This window comes from Renibacterium salmoninarum ATCC 33209, from assembly GCF_000018885.1.
GTDB classification, from domain to species: Bacteria; Actinomycetota; Actinomycetes; order Actinomycetales; family Micrococcaceae; genus Renibacterium; species Renibacterium salmoninarum.
In genome coordinates this window covers 2,019,447-2,041,479 of the sequence record NC_010168.1, presented here as the reverse complement: position 1 = coordinate 2,041,479, position 22,033 = coordinate 2,019,447, and the positions used below count along the sequence as shown (strand labels likewise).

At 55.2% G+C, this 22,033-nt stretch carries 19 protein-coding genes and 1 pseudogene; 10 read left to right on the top strand and 10 right to left on the bottom strand.

The features are described 5' to 3' along the window. Nucleotides 1-4: 4 nt before the first annotated feature. Nucleotides 5-964: an SDR family NAD(P)-dependent oxidoreductase gene (locus RSAL33209_RS10175; RefSeq protein WP_012245697.1), complete on the bottom strand. Its 960-nt coding sequence runs from the start codon at nt 962-964 to the stop codon at nt 5-7. A gap of 33 nt (nt 965-997) precedes the next feature. Continuing rightward, complete coding sequence (locus RSAL33209_RS10170; protein WP_012245696.1) at nt 998-1,672, bottom strand: ABC transporter permease; 675 nt, start codon at nt 1,670-1,672, stop codon at nt 998-1,000. 304 nt (nt 1,673-1,976) lie between these two features. Between RSAL33209_RS10170 and rpsA the strand changes: the two genes are divergently transcribed. Both rpsA and RSAL33209_RS10160 read left to right on the top strand, forming a co-directional pair. Beyond that, a complete protein-coding gene (rpsA, locus tag RSAL33209_RS10165; protein ID WP_041685578.1) occupies nt 1,977-3,446 on the top strand; it encodes a 30S ribosomal protein S1 in 1,470 nt (489 codons plus the stop codon). 184 nt (nt 3,447-3,630) lie between these two features. Beyond that, nucleotides 3,631-4,026: a hypothetical protein gene (locus RSAL33209_RS10160; protein WP_012245694.1), complete on the top strand. Its 396-nt coding sequence runs from the start codon at nt 3,631-3,633 to the stop codon at nt 4,024-4,026. A gap of 23 nt (nt 4,027-4,049) precedes the next feature. Here the strand turns inward: RSAL33209_RS10160 and RSAL33209_RS10155 are convergent, their stop codons facing one another. Continuing rightward, nucleotides 4,050-4,616 (bottom strand): IMPACT family protein, encoded by a 567-nt coding sequence (locus RSAL33209_RS10155; protein WP_012245693.1) that lies wholly within the window; start codon nt 4,614-4,616, stop codon nt 4,050-4,052. 136 nt (nt 4,617-4,752) lie between these two features. Here RSAL33209_RS10155 and coaE point away from each other — a divergent pair, with 136 nt between their 5' ends. Beyond that, nucleotides 4,753-5,865, top strand: a complete 1,113-nt coding sequence (gene coaE / locus RSAL33209_RS10150; RefSeq protein WP_012245692.1) for a dephospho-CoA kinase — start codon at nt 4,753-4,755, stop codon at nt 5,863-5,865. Nucleotides 5,866-5,992: 127 nt separating this feature from the next. Here coaE and RSAL33209_RS10145 read toward each other — a convergent pair whose 3' ends face one another. From RSAL33209_RS10145 to RSAL33209_RS10140, 3 genes are all read right to left on the bottom strand, one after another. Then, nucleotides 5,993-6,406: a hypothetical protein gene (locus tag RSAL33209_RS10145; RefSeq protein ID WP_012245691.1), complete on the bottom strand. Its 414-nt coding sequence runs from the start codon at nt 6,404-6,406 to the stop codon at nt 5,993-5,995. An 81-nt stretch (nt 6,407-6,487) separates the two neighbouring features. After that, nucleotides 6,488-6,625, bottom strand: a complete 138-nt coding sequence (locus RSAL33209_RS17570; protein ID WP_155116079.1) for a hypothetical protein — start codon at nt 6,623-6,625, stop codon at nt 6,488-6,490. Next, nucleotides 6,622-6,843, bottom strand: a complete 222-nt coding sequence (locus tag RSAL33209_RS10140) for a hypothetical protein (protein ID WP_145962072.1) — start codon at nt 6,841-6,843, stop codon at nt 6,622-6,624. Before RSAL33209_RS10140 ends, RSAL33209_RS17570 begins: the two co-directional genes overlap by 4 nt. 212 nt (nt 6,844-7,055) lie before the next feature. On the opposite strand from RSAL33209_RS10140, the gene uvrB reads away from it, so the two are divergent. The 3 genes from uvrB to RSAL33209_RS10125 all read left to right on the top strand — a co-directional run bounded on the left by uvrB (nt 7,056) and on the right by RSAL33209_RS10125 (nt 11,619). Further along, nucleotides 7,056-9,137 carry an excinuclease ABC subunit UvrB gene (uvrB, locus tag RSAL33209_RS10135; RefSeq protein ID WP_012245689.1) on the top strand — a complete coding sequence of 694 codons (2,082 nt, stop codon included), beginning with the start codon at nt 7,056-7,058 and terminating at the stop codon, nt 9,135-9,137. A gap of 190 nt (nt 9,138-9,327) precedes the next feature. Continuing rightward, nucleotides 9,328-10,359: a TerC family protein gene (locus RSAL33209_RS10130; RefSeq protein WP_041684667.1), complete on the top strand. Its 1,032-nt coding sequence runs from the start codon at nt 9,328-9,330 to the stop codon at nt 10,357-10,359. A gap of 9 nt (nt 10,360-10,368) precedes the next feature. Continuing rightward, nucleotides 10,369-11,619 (top strand): MFS transporter, encoded by a 1,251-nt coding sequence (locus RSAL33209_RS10125; protein ID WP_041684665.1) that lies wholly within the window; start codon nt 10,369-10,371, stop codon nt 11,617-11,619. Here the strand turns inward: RSAL33209_RS10125 and RSAL33209_RS10120 are convergent. From RSAL33209_RS10120 to RSAL33209_RS10110, 3 genes are read right to left on the bottom strand one after another with little or no spacing between them, the layout of a single operon-like run. Next, on the bottom strand, nt 11,576-12,874 hold the full coding sequence (locus RSAL33209_RS10120) for an alpha/beta fold hydrolase (protein WP_012245685.1): 1,299 nt from the start codon (nt 12,872-12,874) through the stop codon (nt 11,576-11,578). The genes RSAL33209_RS10125 and RSAL33209_RS10120 overlap by 44 nt on opposite strands. Continuing rightward, on the bottom strand, nt 12,871-13,359 hold the full coding sequence (locus RSAL33209_RS10115) for a GNAT family N-acetyltransferase (protein ID WP_041684663.1): 489 nt from the start codon (nt 13,357-13,359) through the stop codon (nt 12,871-12,873). Before RSAL33209_RS10115 ends, RSAL33209_RS10120 begins: the two co-directional genes overlap by 4 nt. Before the next feature lie 21 nt (nt 13,360-13,380). After that, nucleotides 13,381-15,918, bottom strand: coding sequence for a DEAD/DEAH box helicase (locus RSAL33209_RS10110; RefSeq protein ID WP_012245683.1), 2,538 nt, complete (start codon nt 15,916-15,918; stop codon nt 13,381-13,383). 104 nt (nt 15,919-16,022) lie between these two features. Between RSAL33209_RS10110 and RSAL33209_RS10105 the strand changes: the two genes are divergently transcribed. Next, entirely contained in the window at nt 16,023-16,802 is a 780-nt protein-coding gene (locus RSAL33209_RS10105) for a trans-aconitate 2-methyltransferase (protein WP_041684661.1), read from the top strand. Between the two features lie 33 nt (nt 16,803-16,835). Here RSAL33209_RS10105 and RSAL33209_RS10100 read toward each other — a convergent pair whose 3' ends face one another. Further along, complete coding sequence (locus tag RSAL33209_RS10100; RefSeq protein ID WP_012245681.1) at nt 16,836-17,492, bottom strand: MBL fold metallo-hydrolase; 657 nt, start codon at nt 17,490-17,492, stop codon at nt 16,836-16,838. Between the two features lie 83 nt (nt 17,493-17,575). Here RSAL33209_RS10100 and RSAL33209_RS10095 point away from each other — a divergent pair, with 83 nt between their 5' ends. From RSAL33209_RS10095 to RSAL33209_RS10085, 3 genes and pseudogenes are all read left to right on the top strand, one after another. Beyond that, the gene (locus tag RSAL33209_RS10095; RefSeq protein WP_012245680.1) at nt 17,576-18,049 is read left to right on the top strand and encodes a MarR family winged helix-turn-helix transcriptional regulator; all 474 of its coding nucleotides are present in this window, start codon (nt 17,576-17,578) and stop codon (nt 18,047-18,049) included. Nucleotides 18,050-18,207: 158 nt separating this feature from the next. Beyond that, nucleotides 18,208-19,944 (top strand): annotated as a pseudogene (locus tag RSAL33209_RS10090) (ABC transporter ATP-binding protein). Further along, nucleotides 19,941-21,881 carry an ABC transporter ATP-binding protein gene (locus tag RSAL33209_RS10085; protein WP_012245677.1) on the top strand — a complete coding sequence of 647 codons (1,941 nt, stop codon included), beginning with the start codon at nt 19,941-19,943 and terminating at the stop codon, nt 21,879-21,881. The pseudogene RSAL33209_RS10090 and the gene RSAL33209_RS10085 overlap by 4 nt, the downstream one beginning before the upstream one ends. The last annotated feature ends 152 nt before the right edge of the window (nt 21,882-22,033 follow it).

Below are 22,033 nucleotides of genomic sequence, written 5' to 3'. Positions count from 1 at the left end.
GGGATCAGAATACACTGACTCCAGTGAGTTCGGCTGACAAATCCCAAAGTCGCTGCGCTGGCTCGGGATCGCTTGCCCCGGCTTTGACGCCGCTGCGGGGTCCACCCTCAACGGCTGGCTCGGCAACGTCACTGTCCTCGCAATAGACGCCGCCGAGGCCGGCCAACTGGCTGGAAGCGGCGGTCCAAACTGTGGTGGCAGCGCCCTGCGCTGGCGATCTGAACGCGGTAGCTGCAAGCTCGCTGGGGGAGCCATCTGGGTTGAGCCAACCTAGTTCTATTTGATCCTGTTGCGAAAGATGCCGTTGCAGCGGGGTGAAGATGCCGCCCGGGTTGACGGAAAAAGCCTGAAGACCGGATTCTGCGCCCAGCTTATTCAAGTGCAGGGCGAAGAGCGCATTGGCGGTTTTGGCTTGGCCATATGCTTCCCATCGGTCGTAGCCATCCTGGAACTGGACATCATCCCAACGGATCGGGGAGCGAAAATGCCCGGTCGAAGACAGTGCTACTACCCGGCTTTGCTCGGCTAATGCCGGTTTCAGCCAATTGACCAGCGTAAAATGTCCTAAGTGATTCGTGGCGAATTGCGCTTCCCAGCCGGGGCAAACAGGGGTCTCCGGGCACGCCATAATCCCGGCATTGTTGATGACGATGTCCAGCTTCCTGCCAGAGGCTAAAAACGATTCGGCGAACTCTTTCACGTTGTCCAGATCGCCGAGGTCCATGGTCTGGACCTCGGTACGGTCAATTTCGCGTAGCGCATCCTGCGCCACGGTAAGCCGTCGGGCAGGAACTATCACGGTGGCACCGGCCTTGCTGAGCGCCGCCGTCGTCTCATAACCGATCCCGGAGTAGCCGCCGGTTACGATCGCAGTTTTTCCGGTGAGATCAATACCGGCTAGCACCTCGTCCGCGGTGCTGCTGAAGCCGAATCCGCTGTTAATTTTGTGCTGTTCTAAAGTCATGCACCCAGGCTAGAACTTAGAGTGCACTCCAGGTCAAGCGGTTTTTTGACGGCGGCGTCGTTCCCAGGCGCCGGAGGAGCTCAGCAACAGGCACACCCAGGCGGCGAGACTGTTCACTAAAAGCAATGAAATGAGTACCAGTAGTTGAATCTGGCCGGCCGCGATTGGACTGGCACCGCCAAGAATCAACCCTACGAAGGCGCCCGGTAGCGTCACGGTTCCGGCGGTCCTCGCTTGGTCGATGCTTGGCAAAACCGCTTCACCGGCAATATCGCGACTGATGAAGTGCCTGGAGGCAGGCCAGGTCAGACCCAGTTCTACCGCGGCCTCAACCTCGCCTCTTCGTTGCTGAAGCTCGGATTCGATGCGTCTGCCAGCCAGTGTGGTTGTCGCCATCGCGCCGCCGATTTGCTGACCTACTACGGCGATCAGTGCCAGCGCATTCCACGGCAGTACCCCGGTGCAAAACATGAGGGCGGCCACTGGAATCACGCCGCAGGCTAGCGGTATCGCGGCCATCCACCAGTTCCCGGTCTTGGCAATTCGACGGCCAGCTGTCCAGACCGCAATGCAGAACATGAGGGCGATAAAGGCCAGCGCCAGCGCCGGATGACTAGACAACTGGGCAATCAAAACGGCAACGATGGCCAACTGAACGAAGGCTCTCAGCCCCGCAAATAATACTTCACGGAAATTTCGGTTCAGCAAAAACCGCCAAACCTAAGGCTGCTGCGAGCGAAACCGCAGCTAAAACCACCCAGCTTGCGGGCCCAAGATTTAATAGCGTCGATTTCCGCACCTGTTTATCGTGCCATTAGCCGGATCAGAGCTTAACCTTCGGCCGCGGCGCTGTCGTCTTTGTGGCTTAGTACTGAGCTTTTGCGTTGCTAGGCAGATCGGACTAAACTAAACGGGCACGCATTGCGTGTATTCAACACCACAAACATTTCAGTAAACTCGATTCGTCTTGCGCGCTGACCAAATCATCTATCCACAACGGAGCCCCTACTACATGACCATCACGACCCCCGAGAAGACCAGCACCCCTGTCGTCGCGATCAACGACATCGGATCAGCTGAGGACTTCCTCGCCGCTATTGATGCAACTATCAAGTACTTCAACGACGGCGATCTCGTCGAAGGAATTGTCGTCAAGGTTGACCGCGACGAAGTTCTGCTCGACATCGGCTACAAGACCGAAGGCGTTATCCCCTCGCGTGAGCTTTCCATCAAGCACGACGTCGACCCTTCCGAGGTCGTTTCCGTAGGCGATGAAGTCGAAGCCCTGGTTTTGACCAAGGAAGACAAAGAAGGCCGTTTGATCTTGTCCAAGAAGCGCGCACAGTACGAGCGTGCCTGGGGCGATATTGAGAAGGTCCAGGAAGAAGACGGTGTGGTCACCGGTACGGTCATCGAGGTTGTCAAGGGTGGCTTGATCCTGGATATCGGTCTGCGTGGCTTCCTGCCGGCATCGCTGGTGGAAATGCGTCGTGTCCGCGATTTGGCTCCGTACATCGGTCAGCAGATCGAAGCGAAGATCATCGAGCTGGACAAGAACCGCAACAACGTGGTCCTGTCTCGCCGTGCATGGCTCGAGCAGACTCAGTCTGAGGTTCGCTCGACCTTCCTCAACAAGTTGGAAAAGGGCCAGGTTCGTCCGGGCGTTGTTTCCTCGATCGTCAATTTCGGCGCATTCGTCGATTTGGGCGGCGTTGACGGTTTGGTTCACGTTTCGGAACTGTCCTGGAAGCACATCGATCACCCGTCCGAGGTTGTCGAGGTTGGCCGGGAAGTCACCGTCGAGGTGCTCGAAGTCGATCTGGATCGCGAGCGGGTTTCACTTTCGCTCAAGGCTACGCAGGAAGATCCGTGGCAGACCTTCGCCCGTACGCACGCGCTGGGCCAGGTTGTCCCGGGCCGCGTTACCAAGTTGGTTCCGTTCGGTGCGTTCGTTCGCGTCGAAGACGGCATCGAAGGCCTCGTGCACATCTCCGAGTTGGCAGTCCGTCACGTTGAGCTCGCCGAGCAGGTTGTCTCCGTTGGTGACGAGCTGTTCGTCAAGGTCATTGACATCGACCTCGAGCGTCGCCGCATCAGCCTCTCGCTCAAGCAGGCTAACGAGGGTCTTGACGCCGAGTCGACCGAATTCGATCCGGCTCTCTACGGCATGGCCGCGGAGTACGACGAAGAGGGCAACTACAAGTACCCGGAGGGCTTCGATCCGGAGTCCAACGAGTGGCTTGAAGGCTTTGAGACCCAGCGCGCAGCTTGGGAAGCTCAGTACGCCGAGGCTCAGACCCGTTGGGAAGCACACAAGAAGCAGGTTGCTCAGCACGCTGCCGACGACGCGGCCGCCGCGACTGAGGGCACCGGCGAAGGCGCACCGACCAGCTACTCCTCGGAGGCCCCGGCCGCCGATGCCGGAACCCTGGCTTCAGATGAAGCTCTTGCCGCTCTGCGGGAGAAGCTCACCGGAAACTAGTCTTTCCAGCTAGCACTTTTTAGGAGGGTCGTCGCGTTGAACGCGGCGGCCCTCCTTTTTATCAGCACACCTTTTGTCAGCACTCCGGAGGCATTTTCGGCATCCGGATGCTCTTTCAACAGCTAAACGCCCATCCGCAAGCTGAAAATGCCTCCGGGACGGGTCAAGAAATCGAGGAGCAGCAATGATTCCGTCCGAGTGGCTCCGGATCAATCGGCCGGGGGACCGGGAGACCGTTGGCTATTTAGCTATGTCCGACGACGGCTTTGTGCCTTTTGATCTGCTTGGCCGGCCAATTGCTGGGGTGCTGCCGTTCGAAGAAGCCGAAGAGTTGTTGCTGGAACGCGGATTAGGCTACCTAGCGAGCCGCTGGAAGCTGCAGGTTGACGACGCAACGGAACCGATCGACGTTGTCATTCGGGATGTTGGACCGGACCAGGTGACGCTCATGAGCGATGACTTTGGTTACGGCAAACCAATTGGAACTCTTTTTAGCTTGGAAATTCCAGAGGTTACCGGACGACTGCAACCTGGTGCAGCCGGCAGCTCAGCGCGGTTTATTAACGCGATCCCACATTAAGTTCTGACCGGGTTCGTCTAGGTCTAGACATCTGCCCATTGGCTGCCGATGGTTTCGAGCTTGGTTAGTACTCCAGCAGTCGCTCGATCAACGGAATGAATCAAATTCTGCGCGAGCGTATAGGTTTCCGGCTGAGCAAACGCAACAAAGTCCAGTTCAGCCCGTTCAGAATAGCGAATCGCAGTAATTTTATGCCCCGAGCGCTCCAATTCATGACGATACTGACCAACTGTGGCGTGCGGAACCACGATGCGAAATTGAGTCATTTCTTGGCGTGTTACCAGGCGTTCCTGGTTCAATGCGGCCGCGGCAGCTTCAGAATAGGCTCGGATCAGTCCGCCAGTCCCCAGTAGCGTTCCGCCGAAGTAGCGAACGACGACGGCGCACACATCAGATAGATCTGAGCGGCCTTCTAAAGCGCCAGCTGGCGCTGCCGAGCGCGAAATTAAGACCTCAAGAATTGGTTCGCCGGCGGTTCCAGATGGCTCACCGTCGTCGTTGCTGCGTTGAATTTCCCGTCTGGGGCCCAGCAGATAGGCCGAACAATGATGCCCGGCATCAGGGAAATCTTGGCGGGCAGTGGCAATCATCTCGCGTGCGGCGACTTAACCTGAGACCCGTCCCACTAGCGCGATGAATTTCGAACGCCGCACTTCCAACTCGTAACGCTCGGCTGGTCCGTCTTTCAACACGCTGTATGAAACCGATTCAGCATAGTCTGGTGTCATGCTTTCACTTGGACTCACCGGCGGGATCGCAGCCGGGAAATCATGGGTAGCCACTCGGCTAGCGGAACTTGGTGCGGTGTTGATTGATGCTGATCGGCTCGCCAGAGAAGTCGTCGAACCCGGAACTGAGGGGCTGGCCGAGGTTTGTGTCGAATTTGGCCCGACGATTCTGAACCCAGAAGGTGGATTGGACCGGGAGGCTCTTGGCGCGAGAATATTTGCAGATGCGGCACAGCGGGAAAAACTCAATGCGATAGTGCACCCTCGAGTTCGTGCACGTGCAACTGAATTGCGCGCATCAGCTCCACCGGACGCGATCGTCGTTCAAGACATTCCCTTGTTAGTAGAGACTGGGCAGGGTGCAGCATTCCATCTAGTCCTTGTGGTGGATGCCCAGGCCGAGCTTCGGATCGAGCGAATGGTGCGGAATCGCGGCCTGACCGAGGCCGCCGCGACACAGCGAATTGCAGCCCAAGCGAGTCAGCAACAGCGGTTAGCCGCGGCCGACGTCGTCATTGAGAACTCGGGGCCAGCTGAACTCACGATTGAAGCGGTTGATACGTTGTGGCAGGAAAGGCTGCTTCCGTTTGCTGAGAACCTGCATGCTGGTGCGACGGCTAAAAGGTCTGGTCCAGCAATTCTCAAACCGGCTGATCCTGACTGGTCAGCTGCTGCCTCTCGGTTGATAGCTAGAATTTTGCATGCGGCAGGCGAAAAGGCCATCGGCGCAGACCATATTGGTTCAACGTCGATTCCGGGCTTGGCCGCGAAAGATGTGATCGACCTGCAGCTGAGAGTTGATTCCTTGGCATCCGCGGATGAGCTGGCCTTGGCCTTGTCCTCGGCGGGTTTCCCAAGAATTCCTGGAACCTGGTCGGACACTCCCTCGGTGGATGACCCAGATCCAAGGCACTGGCAAAAACGATTGCACGGTAATGCAGACCCGGGAAGAGCAGTGAATCTTCATATTCGCGTGGACGGCTCACCGGGCGCGAACTATGCTGTAGCGTTCCGCGATTGGTTACGTGCAGAGCCGGAATGGCGGGAAGTTTACCTTGGAGAAAAACTGCGAGCCGCAACATTAAACGGTACCGGAACTAGCGCAGATTAAGCCCAAGAAAAGGAAAACTGGTTCAGCGAAATAGCCCGGCCAGCACTAGAAGAATGGAAAACCCGGAGCGGCTGGACGCCGCCCCGGGTTTAAGCCGCAGCCTTTTGGAGAGATGCTGAATTGGTGCTCAGTAGCCGCTATAGTTGTGCACCGACGTTGCCAGCGTGATAGCCGAGATGATCAGGATGATCGCGACGATTACGCCACCGATCGTGAAGATAATACTCAGAATCAGACCGATCTTGGCTGGTGTGTTTTGCACGCCAGCGTCTTTTGATTGTTTCAAAGCAATTGCGCTGATAATCCAGCCTGCAATCGAAAAGAAGAAAGCCAATATCAGACCTACAATGCCCATGGTCTTACCGGGATAATCTTCCGAGGCAGCCGGCGCATAGTTTCCGGAGGGGTTGCGATAGCCTGCCGGTGGATTTTGGAATTGTTGGTTCTGGAATTGCGGGTATCCGCCAGGTGGATTTTCGCTAGGTGGATTTTGGCCTGGGTATGGCTGGGGTGGCGGCTGTTGGCCGTAGTTGTCGCTCATAATGACCTTCCTCTTCGGCCGATAGGCCGCTTTCTCCGCATCAGACCGAGCTCTGGTTCCGTCTGCGCGCTCAAACGAAAATTATGGGCAGGTATAGGTAATTCCACCCTGGACGTGCGTGCCGGATCCCAAATCTTTACAGGTTTGTAGAACTGCTTGAGCAGCCACAATTCCGACAATAATGAGAATAATGGTTCCCACGATCGCCAAGCTGCTCAAGATGATTCCAATAACTGCTGGAATGTTTTTGAACCCGGCTTTTTGGACTGAACAAAGCCAATGATGCCAAGGATTAGACCAACAAGTCCAAGGAAAACAAAGGGCAAAATTATGGAGAGAATACCCATAACTTTGCCCGGATCTTGAGCCGGTGGGTAATAGCCGGGTGCGGCTTGTTGTGGTGCCTGTGGGTAGGACTGGGGCTCGTTGCTGGACATCGTGGCCTCTTTCATTGTTGATTGCGGCGTTGTAGCGTTTCCTGAGCTGCAAATTTGCCGAAAATTACGCAGCTCAACTGAAGAGCAATTTTGTCACGATCCTGGATGAAAGTCTCGGATTTCCTGGGAAAAGACTGTGGCGAACTATTTATTATTGCCGGATAAATCATCCGGCCTCGCAAACTGTCGGTGCTTGGCAGTAGCGTAATGCTATGAGTCTTGCGCAACAGATCAATCGAGTTGTGGCCCCGTTCGAGGTCATCAGTGAGTATCAGCCAGCTGGCGATCAGCCTGCCGCCATCGCCGATCTGACCGAAAGAATTAATAACGGTGAGAAGGATGTGGTGTTACTCGGTGCCACTGGTACCGGAAAATCAGCGACCACGGCCTGGCTGATTGAACAAGTACAACGACCTACTTTGGTGATGGTGCAGAACAAAACCCTTGCCGCGCAGCTCGCTAACGAATTCCGCGAGCTACTGCCTAATAACGCGGTGGAGTATTTCGTTTCTTATTACGACTACTACCAGCCAGAAGCGTATGTACCGCAGACGGACACCTTCATTGAAAAAGACTCTTCCGTCAACGAAGAGGTTGAAAGGTTGCGCTACTCCGCGACGAACTCGCTCCTCACTCGTCGTGACGTCATCGTGGTGGCTACCGTTTCGTGTATCTATGGTTTGGGCACGCCAGAAGAGTATGTCGCAGGCATGGTTACGCTCAAGCAGGGCGATCGGGTCGATCGAGATCAACTCTTGCGCCAATTCGTGGGGATTCAGTACACCCGAAATGACATTGACTTTCACCGAGGTACTTTCCGAGTTCGCGGGGATACCGTGGAAATCACCCCGATGTATGAAGAGCAAGCGTTGCGCATCGAGTTCTTTGGCGATGAAATTGAGAAAATCTTTACTTTGCACCCGCTGACCGGCGAGATCATTCGGGAAGAAAACGAGATGTACGTTTTCCCTGCCTCGCACTATGTGGCTGGTCCGGAAAGGATGGCCAAGGCGATCACCCGAATCGAGGATGAATTAGCCGTTCGACTGAAAGAACTTGAAGGTCAGAACAAGTTGCTCGAGGCGCAGCGGCTCCGGATGCGTACCACTTATGATCTCGAGATGATGCAGCAGATGGGTTTCTGTAATGGCATCGAGAATTATTCTCGGCATATTGACGGTCGTGACTCCGGCAGCGCGCCAAGTTGCCTCATCGATTATTTTCCAGATGATTTCTTGTTGGTGATTGATGAATCGCACGTTACTCTACCGCAAATTGGCGCTATGTATGAGGGTGATATGTCCCGAAAGCGCACTTTGGTCGATCATGGCTTCCGGTTGCCCTCAGCAATGGATAACCGACCGCTCAAATGGGATGAGTTTCTGGAGCGAGTCGGTCAGACGGTTTACCTTTCGGCAACGCCGGGCAAATATGAAATGGCTAAAGCCGACGGCGTCGTGCAGCAAATCATTCGACCCACCGGGTTGATTGACCCTGAAGTCATTATCAAGCCGACCAAAGGCCAAATTGATGACCTGCTCGGTGAGATTCGAACTAGGGTTGAGCGGGACGAACGGGTATTGGTTACTACTTTGACCAAACGGATGGCCGAGGATCTTACTGAGTACTTATTGGGTCACGGGGTCAAAGTGCAATACCTACACTCGGATGTAGATACTTTGCGTCGCGTTGAGTTGTTGCGAGAGCTGCGGCTAGGTGTCTTCGATGTCCTGGTGGGTATTAACCTGTTGCGCGAGGGTTTGGACCTGCCAGAAGTTTCTTTGGTCAGCATCTTGGATGCTGACAAAGAAGGTTTCTTGCGCTCGGCCACGTCCTTGATCCAGACGATTGGTCGTGCTGCTCGTAACGTTTCCGGTGAAGTGCATATGTATGCGGACAAGATCACGGATTCCATGGCGAAGGCCATTGACGAGACCAATCGACGTCGTGCCATTCAGGTGGCTTACAACACCGAACACGGCGTTGATCCGACACCGCTGCGCAAACGAATCGCTGATATTACTGATTCCTTGGCTCGGGAGGATGCCGATACCAAGAGCCTTTTGGAGTCTGCGGGCAAGGGCAGATCAAGGGGGAAGGCGCCAGTCCCGGTCCGGCACGACGGATTGGCTGCCGTGCCCGCCGAAGACCTGGTGGATTTGATCGAACAGCTTACGGCGCAAATGCATTCGGCGGCTGGCGAGTTGCAATTCGAGCTGGCGGCCAGGCTTCGTGACGAGGTCGGCGATTTGAAGAAGGAACTAAGGCAGATGCAGTCAGCCGGTCACGCCTAGCCGTCTGGGTGTAGGCACGTATTGTCTGGCACGCTGATAGTTTTTGGCCAGTGTAGAATAGAAGGCACGTAGGGGAGTATCCTTCAGCGCTACGAACGTCAGTACGCAGAGCAAAGTTGCTCTGCCGGGCGTAGCGGCCGTGAAATATCGGCGGAGAGACTTGCGGCAATTGCCTACCCGAAAGATTCTTGTGACTCAACTTCCTTTGGCCTTTGAAGTGGGAACTTTTGTAGTTCTTGGACTCATTTTGGCCTTTGATCTTCTCTTGGTTATCAAACGGCCGCACGAACCCTCCATGAAAGAATCTGGTCTCTGGATTGCTTTTTATGTTGGATTAGCGCTTATTTTTGCCGTGCTCATGTTCGTGTTTACCGGCGTAGAACATGGCTCGCAATTCTTGGCGGGCTGGATCACCGAATACAGCCTCAGCATTGACAATCTCTTTGTTTTCATCATTGTGTTGACTAGATTCTCGGTCCCGCGAAAGTATCAGCAAGAAGCGCTGATGGTGGGCATCATTATTGCGCTTATTCTTCGCGGTATCTTCATCCTGCTCGGTTCCGCCGTTATTGAGAATTTCAGCTGGGTTTTCTACATATTTGGTCTGTTCCTGCTTTACACGGCATGGCAGCAGGCGCGTGACTCTGGTGAGGACGAAGGTCATGCTGGTGACAATGCGCTGATTCGTAAGCTTCGCTCCGTATTGCCAATTTCCAAAGATTTCGACGGTGCCAAAGTGCGTACCGTAGTCGACGGACAAAAGATGTGGACACCGATGCTTATCGTGTTCATCGCCTTGGGCCTGACGGATTTGCTCTTCGCAGTGGATTCCATCCCGGCAATCTTTGGGTTGACCAAAGAGCCGTTTATTGTGTTCACGGCCAATATTTTCGCGTTGATGGGCTTGCGGCAGCTGTACTTCCTGCTAGGCTGTTTGCTACAACGATTGGTCTTCTTGAAACACGCGCTGTTAATTATTCTGGGCTTTATTGGCGTGAAGCTGATTTTCCATGCAATGCACGTCAATGAGCTGCCTTTCATCAATGGCGGTAAAGGCATCGACTGGGCGCCGGAGATCCCTATCTGGCTTTCACTGGCTGTCATTTTAGGCACCATTGTGGTGGCCACTGTGGCTAGCTTGCTAGTCTCACGCGGAAAAGTTGATCCAGAGCTTGAACAGGCCAGCGCGCGTTCGCAACAGGATGACTCAGAAACGCCGTAAACTCGGCGCATGACCGGATCGACTCCTGCGCAACCGATGACCGTCCAGGCAATTCAACGCCGAACGGTAGGCGTCTTGGCAGCTGGCTCGTTACTGGCGGTTGATCTGAGCGGCTCGGATGCTTGGGCTGGATCGGTGACCACGTTGCTAACGCTTGCTGCAGCATTTTCGGCAATGCCCATGGCTTCTTTTGCGCGAAAGCGCGGTCGCAGAGTTTCGCTTAGCCTTTGCCTCACCGTGGCCTTTGCTGGCGCGGTGTTAATGGTGGTAGCAGCGGCGACCAGAAGCTTTCCCTCGGTGCTGGTGGCGGCCGCAGGTTTGGGTTTCAGCACGACGGAAAATTTGCAGTCTCGCTTTGCAGCCGCTGACCTTGCGGCTAGCGAGCATCGCGGACGTGACTTAGCGATAGTCGTCTGGGCAACCACTCTTGGGGCGGTGGCCGGGCCAAACCTGGTCCGTCCGGGAGCGCAATTGGGTAATTTTCTGGGCTTGCCAGAAAATTCCGGCCCGTTCTTATTTTCAGCTACCTCGATGTTGCTCGGGATGATTTTGCTCTCGATAGGCTTGCGGCCAGACCCGTTATTGACTGCGCAAAAAATTGCCAATCAAGAGCAGTCCGTGCAGAAACTAAGCCGACGTGCTGGCTTTGCTTCCATCAGAGAATCGCCTTCAGCAATGGTGGCCTTTATCTCGGTAGTTGGTTCGCATGTTGTGATGGTCTCAGTTATGGCTATGACACCGTTGCACCTGAAACAAGTAGATGAGCGCGCCGCAATGGGTCACCATGGTACGGATGTGTTGGCGATTATCGGCTTCACTATTTCGTTGCATATCGCGGGGATGTTTGCGTTGTCGCCATTGTTCGGTTGGCTTAGCGATCGGCTGGGTCGGGTGAAGGTCATTATCGGTGGGCAAATAATCTTATTGAGCGCGGTAGCGGTTGCCGGGTTCGGTCAGTCGAACACCAATGCGGTAACCGTAGGTTTGATCTTGTTGGGCCTTGGCTGGTCGGCATCGACTATTGCCGGTTCCACGTTGCTGAGCGAAAGCGTCCCGGCGAGCGAAAAAGTCCAAGTTCAAGGCGTTTCAGATACTCTGATGGGCTTTTCCGCAGCGGCCGGCAGCGTGCTGGCTGGCATAGCGCTTGCGTATTGGGGCTTTGCCGGCTTGACCGCCATTGCCACCGCGATAGTGCTCGCGGTGGCAATGGCGGTCTTTAGCTCGGTGCAGAAGCGCCGCGCGTCATCGCGAGCAGGGTAGCGAAGATTTTTTCGCCGTCGGCGCGTAAGCCATCATGATGATACTCACCAGTTTGCCAAAGCTTGAGTCCACGCACTGAGGCTGCGGTTTCGACGGCTAAAGCATGGTCCACGTAGATATCGTCAAAGTAAGCGGTTGCGGCCACCGGCACACTGTTCTGGGCGAGTTGCTCCAGATCGTAGAGCGCAGGCCACTCGCTGCGCTGCGCCAGCGCTTCCGCCGCATCGCGCAGCGGAATCAGAGCGGGATCTTGCTCAAAATACCAAGGCATAATGGCTTCGCCAGTGAACATGAGCTTCTCCGCAGTTGGCGCGAAATCGGGTAGTGTTGCGGCTACTCGTGCTGCAGACCAATTCGAGGCCTCGCCCTGGCAATAGACCGACTCGTGCAGAACCGCGTATAACGGGTTTTGGGCGTAGGAAACTTGCCCGGAAACTTGGCTCAGAAAAGAATCCGTGAGCTGTTCACCGTCCGTGCTAAAGGCATCTTCGAGTAGGTAGTTCAAGGCATCTATCCGACTATTACCGCCAAGAAATCCGCCCAACATTTGAAACCGCTGCGCCGTGAGTTGTTCACCAGTGGGTAGAACCTCCTGATGCTCGGTGAGATGCTGAGCAATCCGGTGCGCAAGCTCTTGGTCTTGCGGGTATCGTTCGAAGTGCTCGTTGTTCCGGGCGGTCATCCGGTCGAAAGTTGCTCGATAAACTCGGTCCGGATGCCCGTGCAATGGGGCAAGGCCGGCAGTGATGAGGACTTCGCGAAGTCCTGCCGGATGCTGCGACAGATAGGCTAAGGCGCAGAATCCGCCAAAGCTTTGGCCGAGAATACTCCATGGACCACTTGCCAGCGCGAGTCGAATCGCCTCAGCATCGGCAACGATCGAATCTGCTCGGAAATGACTCAGGTATTCGGCTTGCGTGGCAGCATCGCCCCGGTGGGCTAAGTTCTGCCGAGTCACTGGTGAGGAAAGGCCAGTGCCACGCTGATCGAGTAAGAGCACGCGAAAGTCTTTGAGCGCTTCTTTGAGCCAGCCGCTAGCCGAGTTCGGTCGATCGGCTCGCATCCCTGGACCGCCTTGAAAATAGACCAACCAGGGGGCATCTGGGGCTTCAAGGGTGCTTATTTCGCGGGCAAAAATCTCCAGTGATTCGCCGTCGAGATTTTTATGGTCAAGCGGAACCTGGAAAACGTGCGGCTGGTAAAGCACCCCGTCACGTTCGACGCCGGGCAGCTGCCGATGTTGGGCGGCCCTCATGCGCGCAACTCCTGACCCGCGCCAAAGCTCTGCAACGCAGTCTCAGTGAGTCGGAACGTCGTCCAGCCTTCCATGGGGATGGCGCCGAGCGCTCGGTAGAAGTCAATTGAGGGTTGATTCCAATCCAAAACGCTCCATTCAACTCTGGCATAACCTTGTTTAACCGCGGTTCGAGCAAGTTCTTGCAAAAGTGCCTTTCCACGGCCACCACCGCGGGCTGCTGGGCGCACGTAAAGGTCTTCGAGATAGATGCCGTGTACGCCTTCCCAAGTGGAAAAGTTCAAGAACCAGAGGGCAAAGCCCTGCACGCCGTGTGGATCTTCGGCGAGATAGGCGAATACCTTGGGTTCGGCGCCGAACAGCGCGGATTCGAGCATCGGGACTGTGGTCTTGACCGCATCCGGTTCTTTTTCGTAGATCGCTAAATCATGGATTAGCTCAAGAATCACTGGGACATCAGAAAGCACAGCGGGACGTATGGTCATACTGTGAGCGTATCCCAAGCCTCAGCCGTCGGCACGGCCAAAGTCGGTTAGTCTCAGTACCGCGAAACCTGCCTCATCAGAGGCGTCCAAATCGACGTCGGCGCTGAGCGACCAATCATGGTTGCCGGCCGGATCATCGATGATCTGGCGTACCTTCCAGATTCGACCTGCCACGGTGACAACAAAGAGTGCCGGTCCGCGCGCAGACGGGCCAGCGTTGATGCTTTCGTGTTCGTCCCAATAATCGTCGAGCGCATCGGCCCAGCGATCGGTATCCCAGCCGGAATCGGCGTCGAGCTCAGCTAAAGCTTCAAAATCGTCACGTGCGGCCAATTCGATTCGTCGGAACAACTCGTTGCGAACCATCACCCGGAAAGCGCGTTCGTTCCGAGTTAGTGCCGGGGGAGCCTCAAGTAGCGGATTGCTATCAGGTGAGCCGCCAGTTTCATGTCCGGAGGCGAGCGCTTCCCATTCGTCGAGCAAGCTTGAATCTACTTGCCGCACTAGTTCACCAAGCCAGGCGATGAGGTCGGACAAGTCTTCGCTCAGCGCACCGGTCGGGACGGTTTGGCGTAAGGCGCGGTAGGCATCAGCCAAATAGCGCAACACGATGCCTTCGCTACGGGCGAGCGAATAAAAGCGAACAAACTCGCCGAAGTTCATTGCGCGTTCGGTTAAATCACGCACAATCGATTTTGGCTCCACGGTAAAGTCACCAAGCCATGGTGCTGAGCCTCGATAGGTATCGAAAGCTTGCCGAAGTAACTCACCAAGCGGCTGCGGGTAGCTAACTTCTTCTAGGGCGTTCATCCGCTCCTCATACTCCATGCCCTCGGCCTTCATGGTGGCAATGGCCTCGCCACGGGCATATTTGAGTTGCGCGGAAAGGATCTGCCGTGGGTTTTCTAGCGTGGATTCAATGACGGAAACCACGTTGTGCGCGTAGCTTGGCGATTCCGGATCGAGCAGCTCTAAGGCTGCCAAAGCGAAGGGGGAGAGCGGCTGATTGAGTGCGAAGTTCATTTGTAAATGCACGGTCAGGCGAAGCGTCCGGCCATCTTCTGTTTGTTCTGCTGCCGGGATCCGCTCGACGACGCCGGCGACTAGGAGTTCGCGCAGAATGCCGAGCGCTTTGCGCATCAGCTTCAGTTGGGTTGAGCGGGATTCGCGATTCTCACTGAGTAGTCGCCGCGCCGCGGTGAACGGGTTACCTGGCCGTTCCATCAAGTTAAGCAACATCGCATGCGTAATGGTGAAACTCGATGAAAGTGGTTCGGGTTCGGATTCAACGAGCCGGGTAAAAGTTGGCTCGCCCCAGCTGACGAATCCTTCCGGTGGCTTTTTCTTGACCACTTGGCGTAATTTACGTGGGTCATCGCCAAATTTGGCCTGGGCTTTCGCCATTGCCTTGGCGTTTTCCACTGTGTGTTCCGGAGCTTGCACCATGACGGTGCCCGCGGTGTCGAAGCCGGCCCGGCCTGCGCGGCCCGCAATTTGGTGGAATTCGCGGGCTTGCAAGGTTCTTGTGCGTACGCCGTCGTACTTACTCAATGCGGTAAAAAGCACGGTACGAATGGGCACGTTAATGCCTACGCCGAGGGTATCGGTTCCGCAAATAACTTTAAGCAGTCCGGCTTGGGCTAGCTGTTCAACAAGGCGGCGGTATTTGGGCAGCATGCCCGCATGATGGACGCCAATCCCATGCCGAACCAATCGATTCAGCGTTTTGCCAAAGCCAGGGGAGAAGCGGAAAAGTGCGATCATTTCCGAGATGCGCTGCTTTTCTTCTTTGCTGCACATGTTGATGCTCATGAGCGTTTGGGCACGCTCGATTGCTTCGGCTTGGCTGAAATGCACAATGTAGACCGGAGCCTGGTTAGTGGACAGTAGCTCTTCTAGAGTTTCGTGCACTGGCGTCTGGACGTAGTAATAGTGCAGCGGAATCGGTCGCTCTGCTGAGGAAACAGTGACGGTTTCTCGTCCAGTTCGCTCGGTGATTTCCTTTTCGAAACTGCTCATGTCGCCAAGCGTTGCGCTCATCAAGAGGAATTGAGCTTGCGGCAACTCTAAAAGCGGTACTTGCCAAGCCCAACCGCGTTGCGGATCTGCGAAGTAATGGAATTCATCCATCACCACGATGCCGACCTGAGCCTGGGCGCCTTCACGTAGCGCAATATTGGCCAGAATCTCTGCGGTGCAGCAAATGATGGGTGCTTCCGGGTTTACCGAGGAATCTCCGGTGACCATACCGACATTTTGCGCGCCAAAGATTTCGATCAGCGCGAAGAATTTTTCCGAAACCAAGGCTTTAATCGGCGCGGTGTAGTAGCTGCGCGCTTTCGCCGCCATCGCAGTGAAATGTGCCGCAACTGCTACTAGCGATTTACCGGAACCGGTAGGAGTCGCCAGAATCACGTTGTTGCCGCTAGCTAACTCGATAACCGCTTCTTCTTGCGCGGGGTAAAGACGGACGCCGCGGCTTGCGCTCCAGCTCAGGAAACCCTCGTAGATGGCATCGGCGTCGTCGCTGGATGCGGGTAATTGATCGAGGAGAGTCACAGTCCTAGCCTAGCCGGAGCGCAGCAACCTTCTGGTGCATCGCACTTCGCCTGATCAGGCAGTAGGCTCAGAACTGAGATAACGTGCGAGCGGAAAGGTTGAAAATGGCAGTCACATGGGACCCCAAAAAGTACGTCCAGTTCGGTGATTTTCGGAATCGACCATTTTTCGATCTCACCGGTCGAGTTTTGGCAGAGCAGCCGAGGAAAGTCGTCGATCTGGGTTGTGGCCCAGGCAACCTGACTGCAACACTTGCTACGCGCTGGTCTGATGCAGAGATTGTTGGACTCGATTCATCCGCTGAGATGATTTCCGCAGCTCAGGCTGGCGCAAATGCAGAGAACTTGAGCTTTCAGGTCAGTGATGCGGCGCTCTGGATGCCGGAGAGCGACGTCGACGTCGTGGTCACGAACGCGGTATTGCAATGGATCCCAGCGCATCGAGAACTCTTGCCACGGTGGTTAGCAGCGCTTAAGCCTGGCGCTTGGTTCGCCATGCAGGTTCCGGGAAATTTTGGTGCTCAGTCGCACCTGCTGATGCGTGAAGTTGCTGAATCTGAGCAGTGGCGGACGAAGCTCGACGGCGTGCTTCGGCACGATGACGCGGTGGGGGAGCCTGTGGATTATCTGGAAATATTCCTAGCTGCTGGTATGCGAGCGGATGCCTGGGAAACCACTTATCAGCAGGTGTTAGCGGGTCCGCAACCGGTGCTCGAATGGGTCAGGGGTACGGGATTGCGGCCAGTGTTGAATGCTTTGGACCCGAAGGATGCGGCGCTTTTTGAGGAAGAGTATTCGGCCCGTCTGGACGAAGCTTATCCGCGGCGCGAATTTGGTACGGTCTTTCCCTTCCGACGAATTTTCGTGGTGGGACAGAAGCCCTGAATGAACGGTTTGATCTGAGGCTAAGGCCTCAATTTACCAGCCGCGAGCGCGCCAGCTGGCAAGTTGAGGCCGCTCAGCTCCGAGCGTTGTTCCCTTGCCATGCCCCGGATTAACGATGGTGTCATCAGGTAGCCGTTCGAAAATTCGTTCAGTGACATCGTTCAAGAGCTGCTCGAAACGGGCAGGATCATTTTCGGTGTTGCCAACCCCGCCAGGGAAGAGCGAATCCCCAGTAAAGAGATGTGCCGGGCCTACCGAGTCTTGGTAGAGCAGCGCAATTGAGCCCGGGGTGTGACCGCGCAAGTGGATCGCCTCGACGTCGAAGTCGCCGAACTGGCAAAGGTCTTGATGATCTACGGGTGCATCAGTGGGCACTGCAATGTTGGCAGCATCAAGCGTGCCTGCGACGGTGCGCGCGCCAGTTTGCGCCACAACTTCGGCAAGTGCACGCACATGGTCCCAGTGCGAGTGTGTGGTGAAGACCGCAGCAAGTTTGGCCTCGGTGCCCGGTTCAACATCCGCGGCAGCTACGGCTAGGAGATCGAAAATTGCTGGCGAGTCATCGGCAGCGTCAATGAGCAACTGGGTGCCAGTTCGTCTCGAAGTGAGTAGGTAGATATTGTTATCCATGCTGCTGACGGAAATTCGGCGAATCGTAAGCTGGGGCAATTCCCAGAGATTTTCATCCATTTGCTCAGGCTATCGGGTACGGCGTTTATCGGGTAGCAGGGTATATAGTTGACTGAGTCAAGCAAATATTTCTGGGAGGCATCATGGCTGTCGAGGAACAGACCCTCGTCGAGCTGGTCAACGAAGTTTTCCGACTTTTCCGGACGCTTAAAACCCTGTCGCACGAACCGAATTCAGAAGGGCCAAGACTGGCTCATATCGGCATCATCGGATTGTTAGCGCAATTTGGTGAATGCCGCGCGAGTGCACTTGCCGAAATGATCGGCGTCGGCCCAAGCGCTTTGAGTAGGCAATTAGCTGACTTGGCAGTCGAAGGTCTGGTACAGCGCAGACCCGATCCAGAAGATGGTCGAGCAACGCTCATTATGATCTCACCGGCCGGATCACAAGCGCTCGCAGAGGTGCTTTCCCAACGTGCCGAGCGGATGCGGCAGCGTTTGTCTGACTGGAATGAAGGCGAAGCCCAAGAAGCATTGGCAACGGTCGGTAGGTTAGCTGATTCCTTCCGCAGTACACAGCCACCCGGACAGCTAGGTTCGTCAAGCTGCGTCAACTGACGCCAAGGCTGCGGGCTTCTCGTTCGCCAATAGGAGAATATTTTCGAAGATGCTGACAGCCGCAATTGCCAGGTGTACCTTGAAGCGAAGCTCTGTACTCAATTTTGAATTGTGAGCTAGATCATTATCAGAGTTTTACGGAGCTATAGGAGATTCGCTTGTTATTCCGGCTGATAGCAAGAAATTTGGCACCGCATAAAGGTGCGCTACTTGGCATTGTGCTACTGCAGTTACTTTCAACAGTGGCCACGCTGTATTTACCTACCCTCAACGCAGACATCATCGACAACGGCGTCGTCAAGCAGGACACCGGAGCGATTTACTCGCTTGGCGGTTGGATGCTGCTCATTTCATTAGGCCAAATTGTTTGCGCGATTGCGGCAACCTTTTTGAGTGCCCGATTGGCGATGACAGTTGGTCGCCAGCTCCGTGGCGAGTTGTTCAGCAAAGTTGAATCGTTCTCGGCACGTGAAGTGGGCAAATTTGGTGCGCCCTCATTGATCACTCGAACCAGCAATGACGTTCAACAGATCCAGATGCTCACCCTGATGTCATTCACCATGATGGTGATGGCGCCGATTATGTGCGTCGGCGGCATCATTTTGGCGCTGCAGCAGGACGTACCGTTATCAGGGTTGTTGCTGGTCATCATTCCGGTGCTGGTGGTGGCGATCAGCCTCATAGTGCGCAAGTTAGTACCCCTTTTCCGAAAAGGCCAAGCCCAGCTGGACGCGATTAACGGTGTTTTGCGCGAGCAAATCATGGGGGTCAGCGTAATTCGCGCCTTCGTGCGCAGAGACTATGAGGACGCACGATTCGACCAGGCGAACCAAAACCTGACGAGAACTCAATTGGGTGCTGGCCGACTGCTTTCGCTGATGTTCCCCACCATCATGGTTGTGGTCAGCGCAGCTACCGTCGGTGTGCTGTGGTTTGGCGGCATGCGAATCGACGCCGGTGGTATGCAGATCGGTGCGCTAACCGCCTTTTTGAGCTACATCATGCAGATCTTGATGGCAATCATGTTTGCGCTGTTCATGTTCATGATGATTCCCCGGGCAGCCGTCAGTGCAGAACGAATCCAAGAGGTACTGAGCACGGAATCGTCAGTGGCAGATAAGCCAGGTGCACAGAACATTGCGGATCTGGACGGCACTATCGAATTTGATGCGGTTGAATTTAGCTATCCGGGTGCCGAGGCGCCGGTTGTTTCCGGGTTGAGTTTCCGCGCAGAACCGGGAACGACGACGGCGGTAATCGGCTCCACGGGCAGCGGTAAATCGACGCTGATCAATTTGATTCCACGGCTGCTTGACCGGACTGGTGGAAACATCGCGCTTGGTGGCCACGAAAGCCACCAACTCACTCTGGAGTCACTGCGTTCATCCATTGGCTTGGTGCCGCAAAAGGCCTACCTGTTTTCGGGCAGTGTAGCCTCCAACATTCGTTTCGGTAAGCCTGACGCCACCGAAACGGAAATTTGGGCGGCTTTGGAAATTGCGCAAGCGGCCGACTTCGTCCGTGAGATGCCAGAGGGGTTGGACGCGCCCATTGAGCAGGGTGGCGCGAACGTCTCGGGCGGTCAACGACAACGGTTATGCATTGCGCGGGCAATCATTGCGAATCCAAAGGTCTATCTTTTTGACGATAGCTTTTCTGCGCTGGATTTCAGTACTGACGCGAAACTACGGGCAGCGTTAAATCCGGTGACCACTTAGGCCACGGTTATTCTGGTCGCGCAACGCATCAATACGATTCGAGATGCAGACAACATCTTGGTTTTGGATGAGGGGAAATTGGTTGGACAAGGCACCCATGACGAACTCATGGCAGGCAACCCGACCTATCAAGAGATTGCCACCTCGCAATTGAGTGCAGAGGAGCAAGCCGCATGAGCATGATGGGCCGGGGCGGTCCGCCGCAAAAAGCAACAGCGTTTGGTCCGAGCCTCAAAAGGATCCTTGGTCTGATGAAGCCGGACCGGCTCCGGATGACCTGGCTGGTTTTCTTAGCCGCAGTGTCCGTATTGCTATCTGTGGCCGCACCAAAAGTATTGGGCCACGCAACAGACCTGATCTTCCAGGGCATCATCGGCAAAATGTTAGGCGCAAACTTCCCAGCTGGCACTAGCAAGGCGCAAGCTGTTGCGGCATTGCGAGCAGGGAATCAAGGCCAACTTGCCGACTTAGTCAATGGCACGGATGCCGTGATTGGTCAGGGCATTGATTTTCAAGCCCTTGGCTGGGTGATGCTTTCCGTGCTGATGCTGTACGCCATCTCCTTCTTCTTCAATTGGAGCCAGGGCTACATCACCACGGGCATTGTGCAACGTGCAATGTACCGGCTTCGGCAGGACATCGAAGCGAAGCTGGACCGCTTGCCGATGAGCCATTTTCAAGAAGCTTCGCGCGGAGACGTGCTCAGCCGGGTAACTAACGACATCAACAACTTCTCGCAGACGCTGAACCAGACTCTGACGCAATTACTAATGTCCGTACTGACTGTAATTGGCGTTATCGCCATGATGTTTTCGATCTCTTGGTCCTTGGCGCTTATTGCGCTGTGCTCGGTGCCGCTCATCGCCGGAATTACCGTCTTGGTGGCCAAGCGCTCGCGTGTTCAGTTCATGGCGCAGTGGAAGACCACTGGTGAGCTCAATGGTCACATCGAAGAGATGTTCACCGGCCACGAAATTGTCAAGGCATTCGGCCAGCAAAAGGCTGCGATCGCAAAGTTTGAGGTTGCCAATCAAGGTCTCTACAAATCCAGCTCGAAGGCACAGTTCATATCTGGCGTAATCATGCCTTCGACCGGGTTTGTCTCCAACCTGAGTTACGTGGCAATCGCGGTGGTCGGTGCCCTGCAGATCACCGCGGGGCAAATTACCTTGGGCTCGGTTCAAGCCTTTATTCAGTACTCACGCCAATTCAGTCAGCCGATTGCTCAGATTGGTGGCATGATCAATTTGCTGCAGTCTGGCGTGGCTTCGGCAGAACGGGTGTTTACTCTGCTTGATGAAAAGGAACAATCTCCAGATTTCCAGCCGGCTGCAAAACTTGGTCGGCCGGGGGAGCCCATCCAAGGTCGGGTTGTTTTTGACCACGTGAACTTCAAATACAAAGATGATGAACCACTTATTACGGATCTTTCCTTGGTTGCAGAACCTGGCCAGACCGTTGCGATTGTGGGACCAACTGGAGCTGGCAAGACAACGTTGGTCAATTTGCTGATGCGGTTTTACGACATTGACTCCGGCAAGATTTCGATTGACGGCGTGGACGCCGCGCAGATGAGCCGCGACGACGTTCGGCAACGGTTTGGCATGGTACTGCAGGACGCTTGGTTGTTTTCCGGCACGATCCGGGAAAACCTGGTTTACGGCAGGCTAGATGCTAGCGAAGCTGACATCGTCGAAGCAGCTGAGGCAACCTATGTTGATCACTTTGTGCGAGCCCTTCCGGACGGTTATGACACGGTGCTTTCAGACGACGGCGATTCGCTGAGTCAAGGGCAGCGTCAGTTGATGACTATTGCCCGAGCCTGGTTAGCGAATCCTTCGATTTTGATCCTTGATGAGGCCACCAGCTCCGTCGATACTCGAACCGAAGTGTTGATCCGGAACGCGATGAATAGGTTGCGCGAGGATCGGACAAGTTTTGTTATTGCGCACCGATTGTCAACGATTCGGGATGCCGATCTGATTTTGGTGATGGATCACGGTCGAATCATCGAGCAAGGTACGCACGAACAGCTCTTGGTAGCAAAGGGATTCTACGAGAAGCTCTATAAATCGGGCTATGAAGCACCGGCGACCGAGGATGTCCAGACTTGAGCAGGCGCGCCAACTGGCGTGCGTATGCTAGTAGTTGACTGATGCAAGTAAATTTTCAGGATTGGTGTTCATGCGCGACTGGGGTCGGAATCGGTCCGGGTCCTGCGCTGTGCTAAGCCAAGATCTAGCGGTGATTGGGTGAACTGGGTGAA

What these genes read in the sequence shown, in the direction of transcription:
- RSAL33209_RS10175 (WP_012245697.1), bottom strand. Translation starts at nt 964, where the DNA reads ATGACTTTAGAACAGCACAAAATTAACAGCGGATTCGGCTTCAGCAGC.
- rpsA (WP_041685578.1), top strand. Translation starts at nt 1,977, where the DNA reads ATGACCATCACGACCCCCGAGAAGACCAGCACCCCTGTCGTCGCGATC.
- RSAL33209_RS10160 (WP_012245694.1), top strand. Translation starts at nt 3,631, where the DNA reads ATGATTCCGTCCGAGTGGCTCCGGATCAATCGGCCGGGGGACCGGGAG.
- RSAL33209_RS10155 (WP_012245693.1), bottom strand. Translation starts at nt 4,616, where the DNA reads ATGATTGCCACTGCCCGCCAAGATTTCCCTGATGCCGGGCATCATTGT.
- coaE (WP_012245692.1), top strand. Translation starts at nt 4,753, where the DNA reads ATGCTTTCACTTGGACTCACCGGCGGGATCGCAGCCGGGAAATCATGG.
- RSAL33209_RS10145 (WP_012245691.1), bottom strand. Translation starts at nt 6,406, where the DNA reads ATGAGCGACAACTACGGCCAACAGCCGCCACCCCAGCCATACCCAGGC.
- RSAL33209_RS10140 (WP_145962072.1), bottom strand. Translation starts at nt 6,843, where the DNA reads ATGTCCAGCAACGAGCCCCAGTCCTACCCACAGGCACCACAACAAGCC.
- uvrB (WP_012245689.1), top strand. Translation starts at nt 7,056, where the DNA reads ATGAGTCTTGCGCAACAGATCAATCGAGTTGTGGCCCCGTTCGAGGTC.
- RSAL33209_RS10125 (WP_041684665.1), top strand. Translation starts at nt 10,369, where the DNA reads ATGACCGGATCGACTCCTGCGCAACCGATGACCGTCCAGGCAATTCAA.
- RSAL33209_RS10120 (WP_012245685.1), bottom strand. Translation starts at nt 12,874, where the DNA reads ATGAGGGCCGCCCAACATCGGCAGCTGCCCGGCGTCGAACGTGACGGG.
- RSAL33209_RS10115 (WP_041684663.1), bottom strand. Translation starts at nt 13,359, where the DNA reads ATGACCATACGTCCCGCTGTGCTTTCTGATGTCCCAGTGATTCTTGAG.
- RSAL33209_RS10105 (WP_041684661.1), top strand. Translation starts at nt 16,023, where the DNA reads ATGGCAGTCACATGGGACCCCAAAAAGTACGTCCAGTTCGGTGATTTT.
- RSAL33209_RS10100 (WP_012245681.1), bottom strand. Translation starts at nt 17,492, where the DNA reads ATGGATGAAAATCTCTGGGAATTGCCCCAGCTTACGATTCGCCGAATT.
- RSAL33209_RS10095 (WP_012245680.1), top strand. Translation starts at nt 17,576, where the DNA reads ATGGCTGTCGAGGAACAGACCCTCGTCGAGCTGGTCAACGAAGTTTTC.
- RSAL33209_RS10085 (WP_012245677.1), top strand. Translation starts at nt 19,941, where the DNA reads ATGAGCATGATGGGCCGGGGCGGTCCGCCGCAAAAAGCAACAGCGTTT.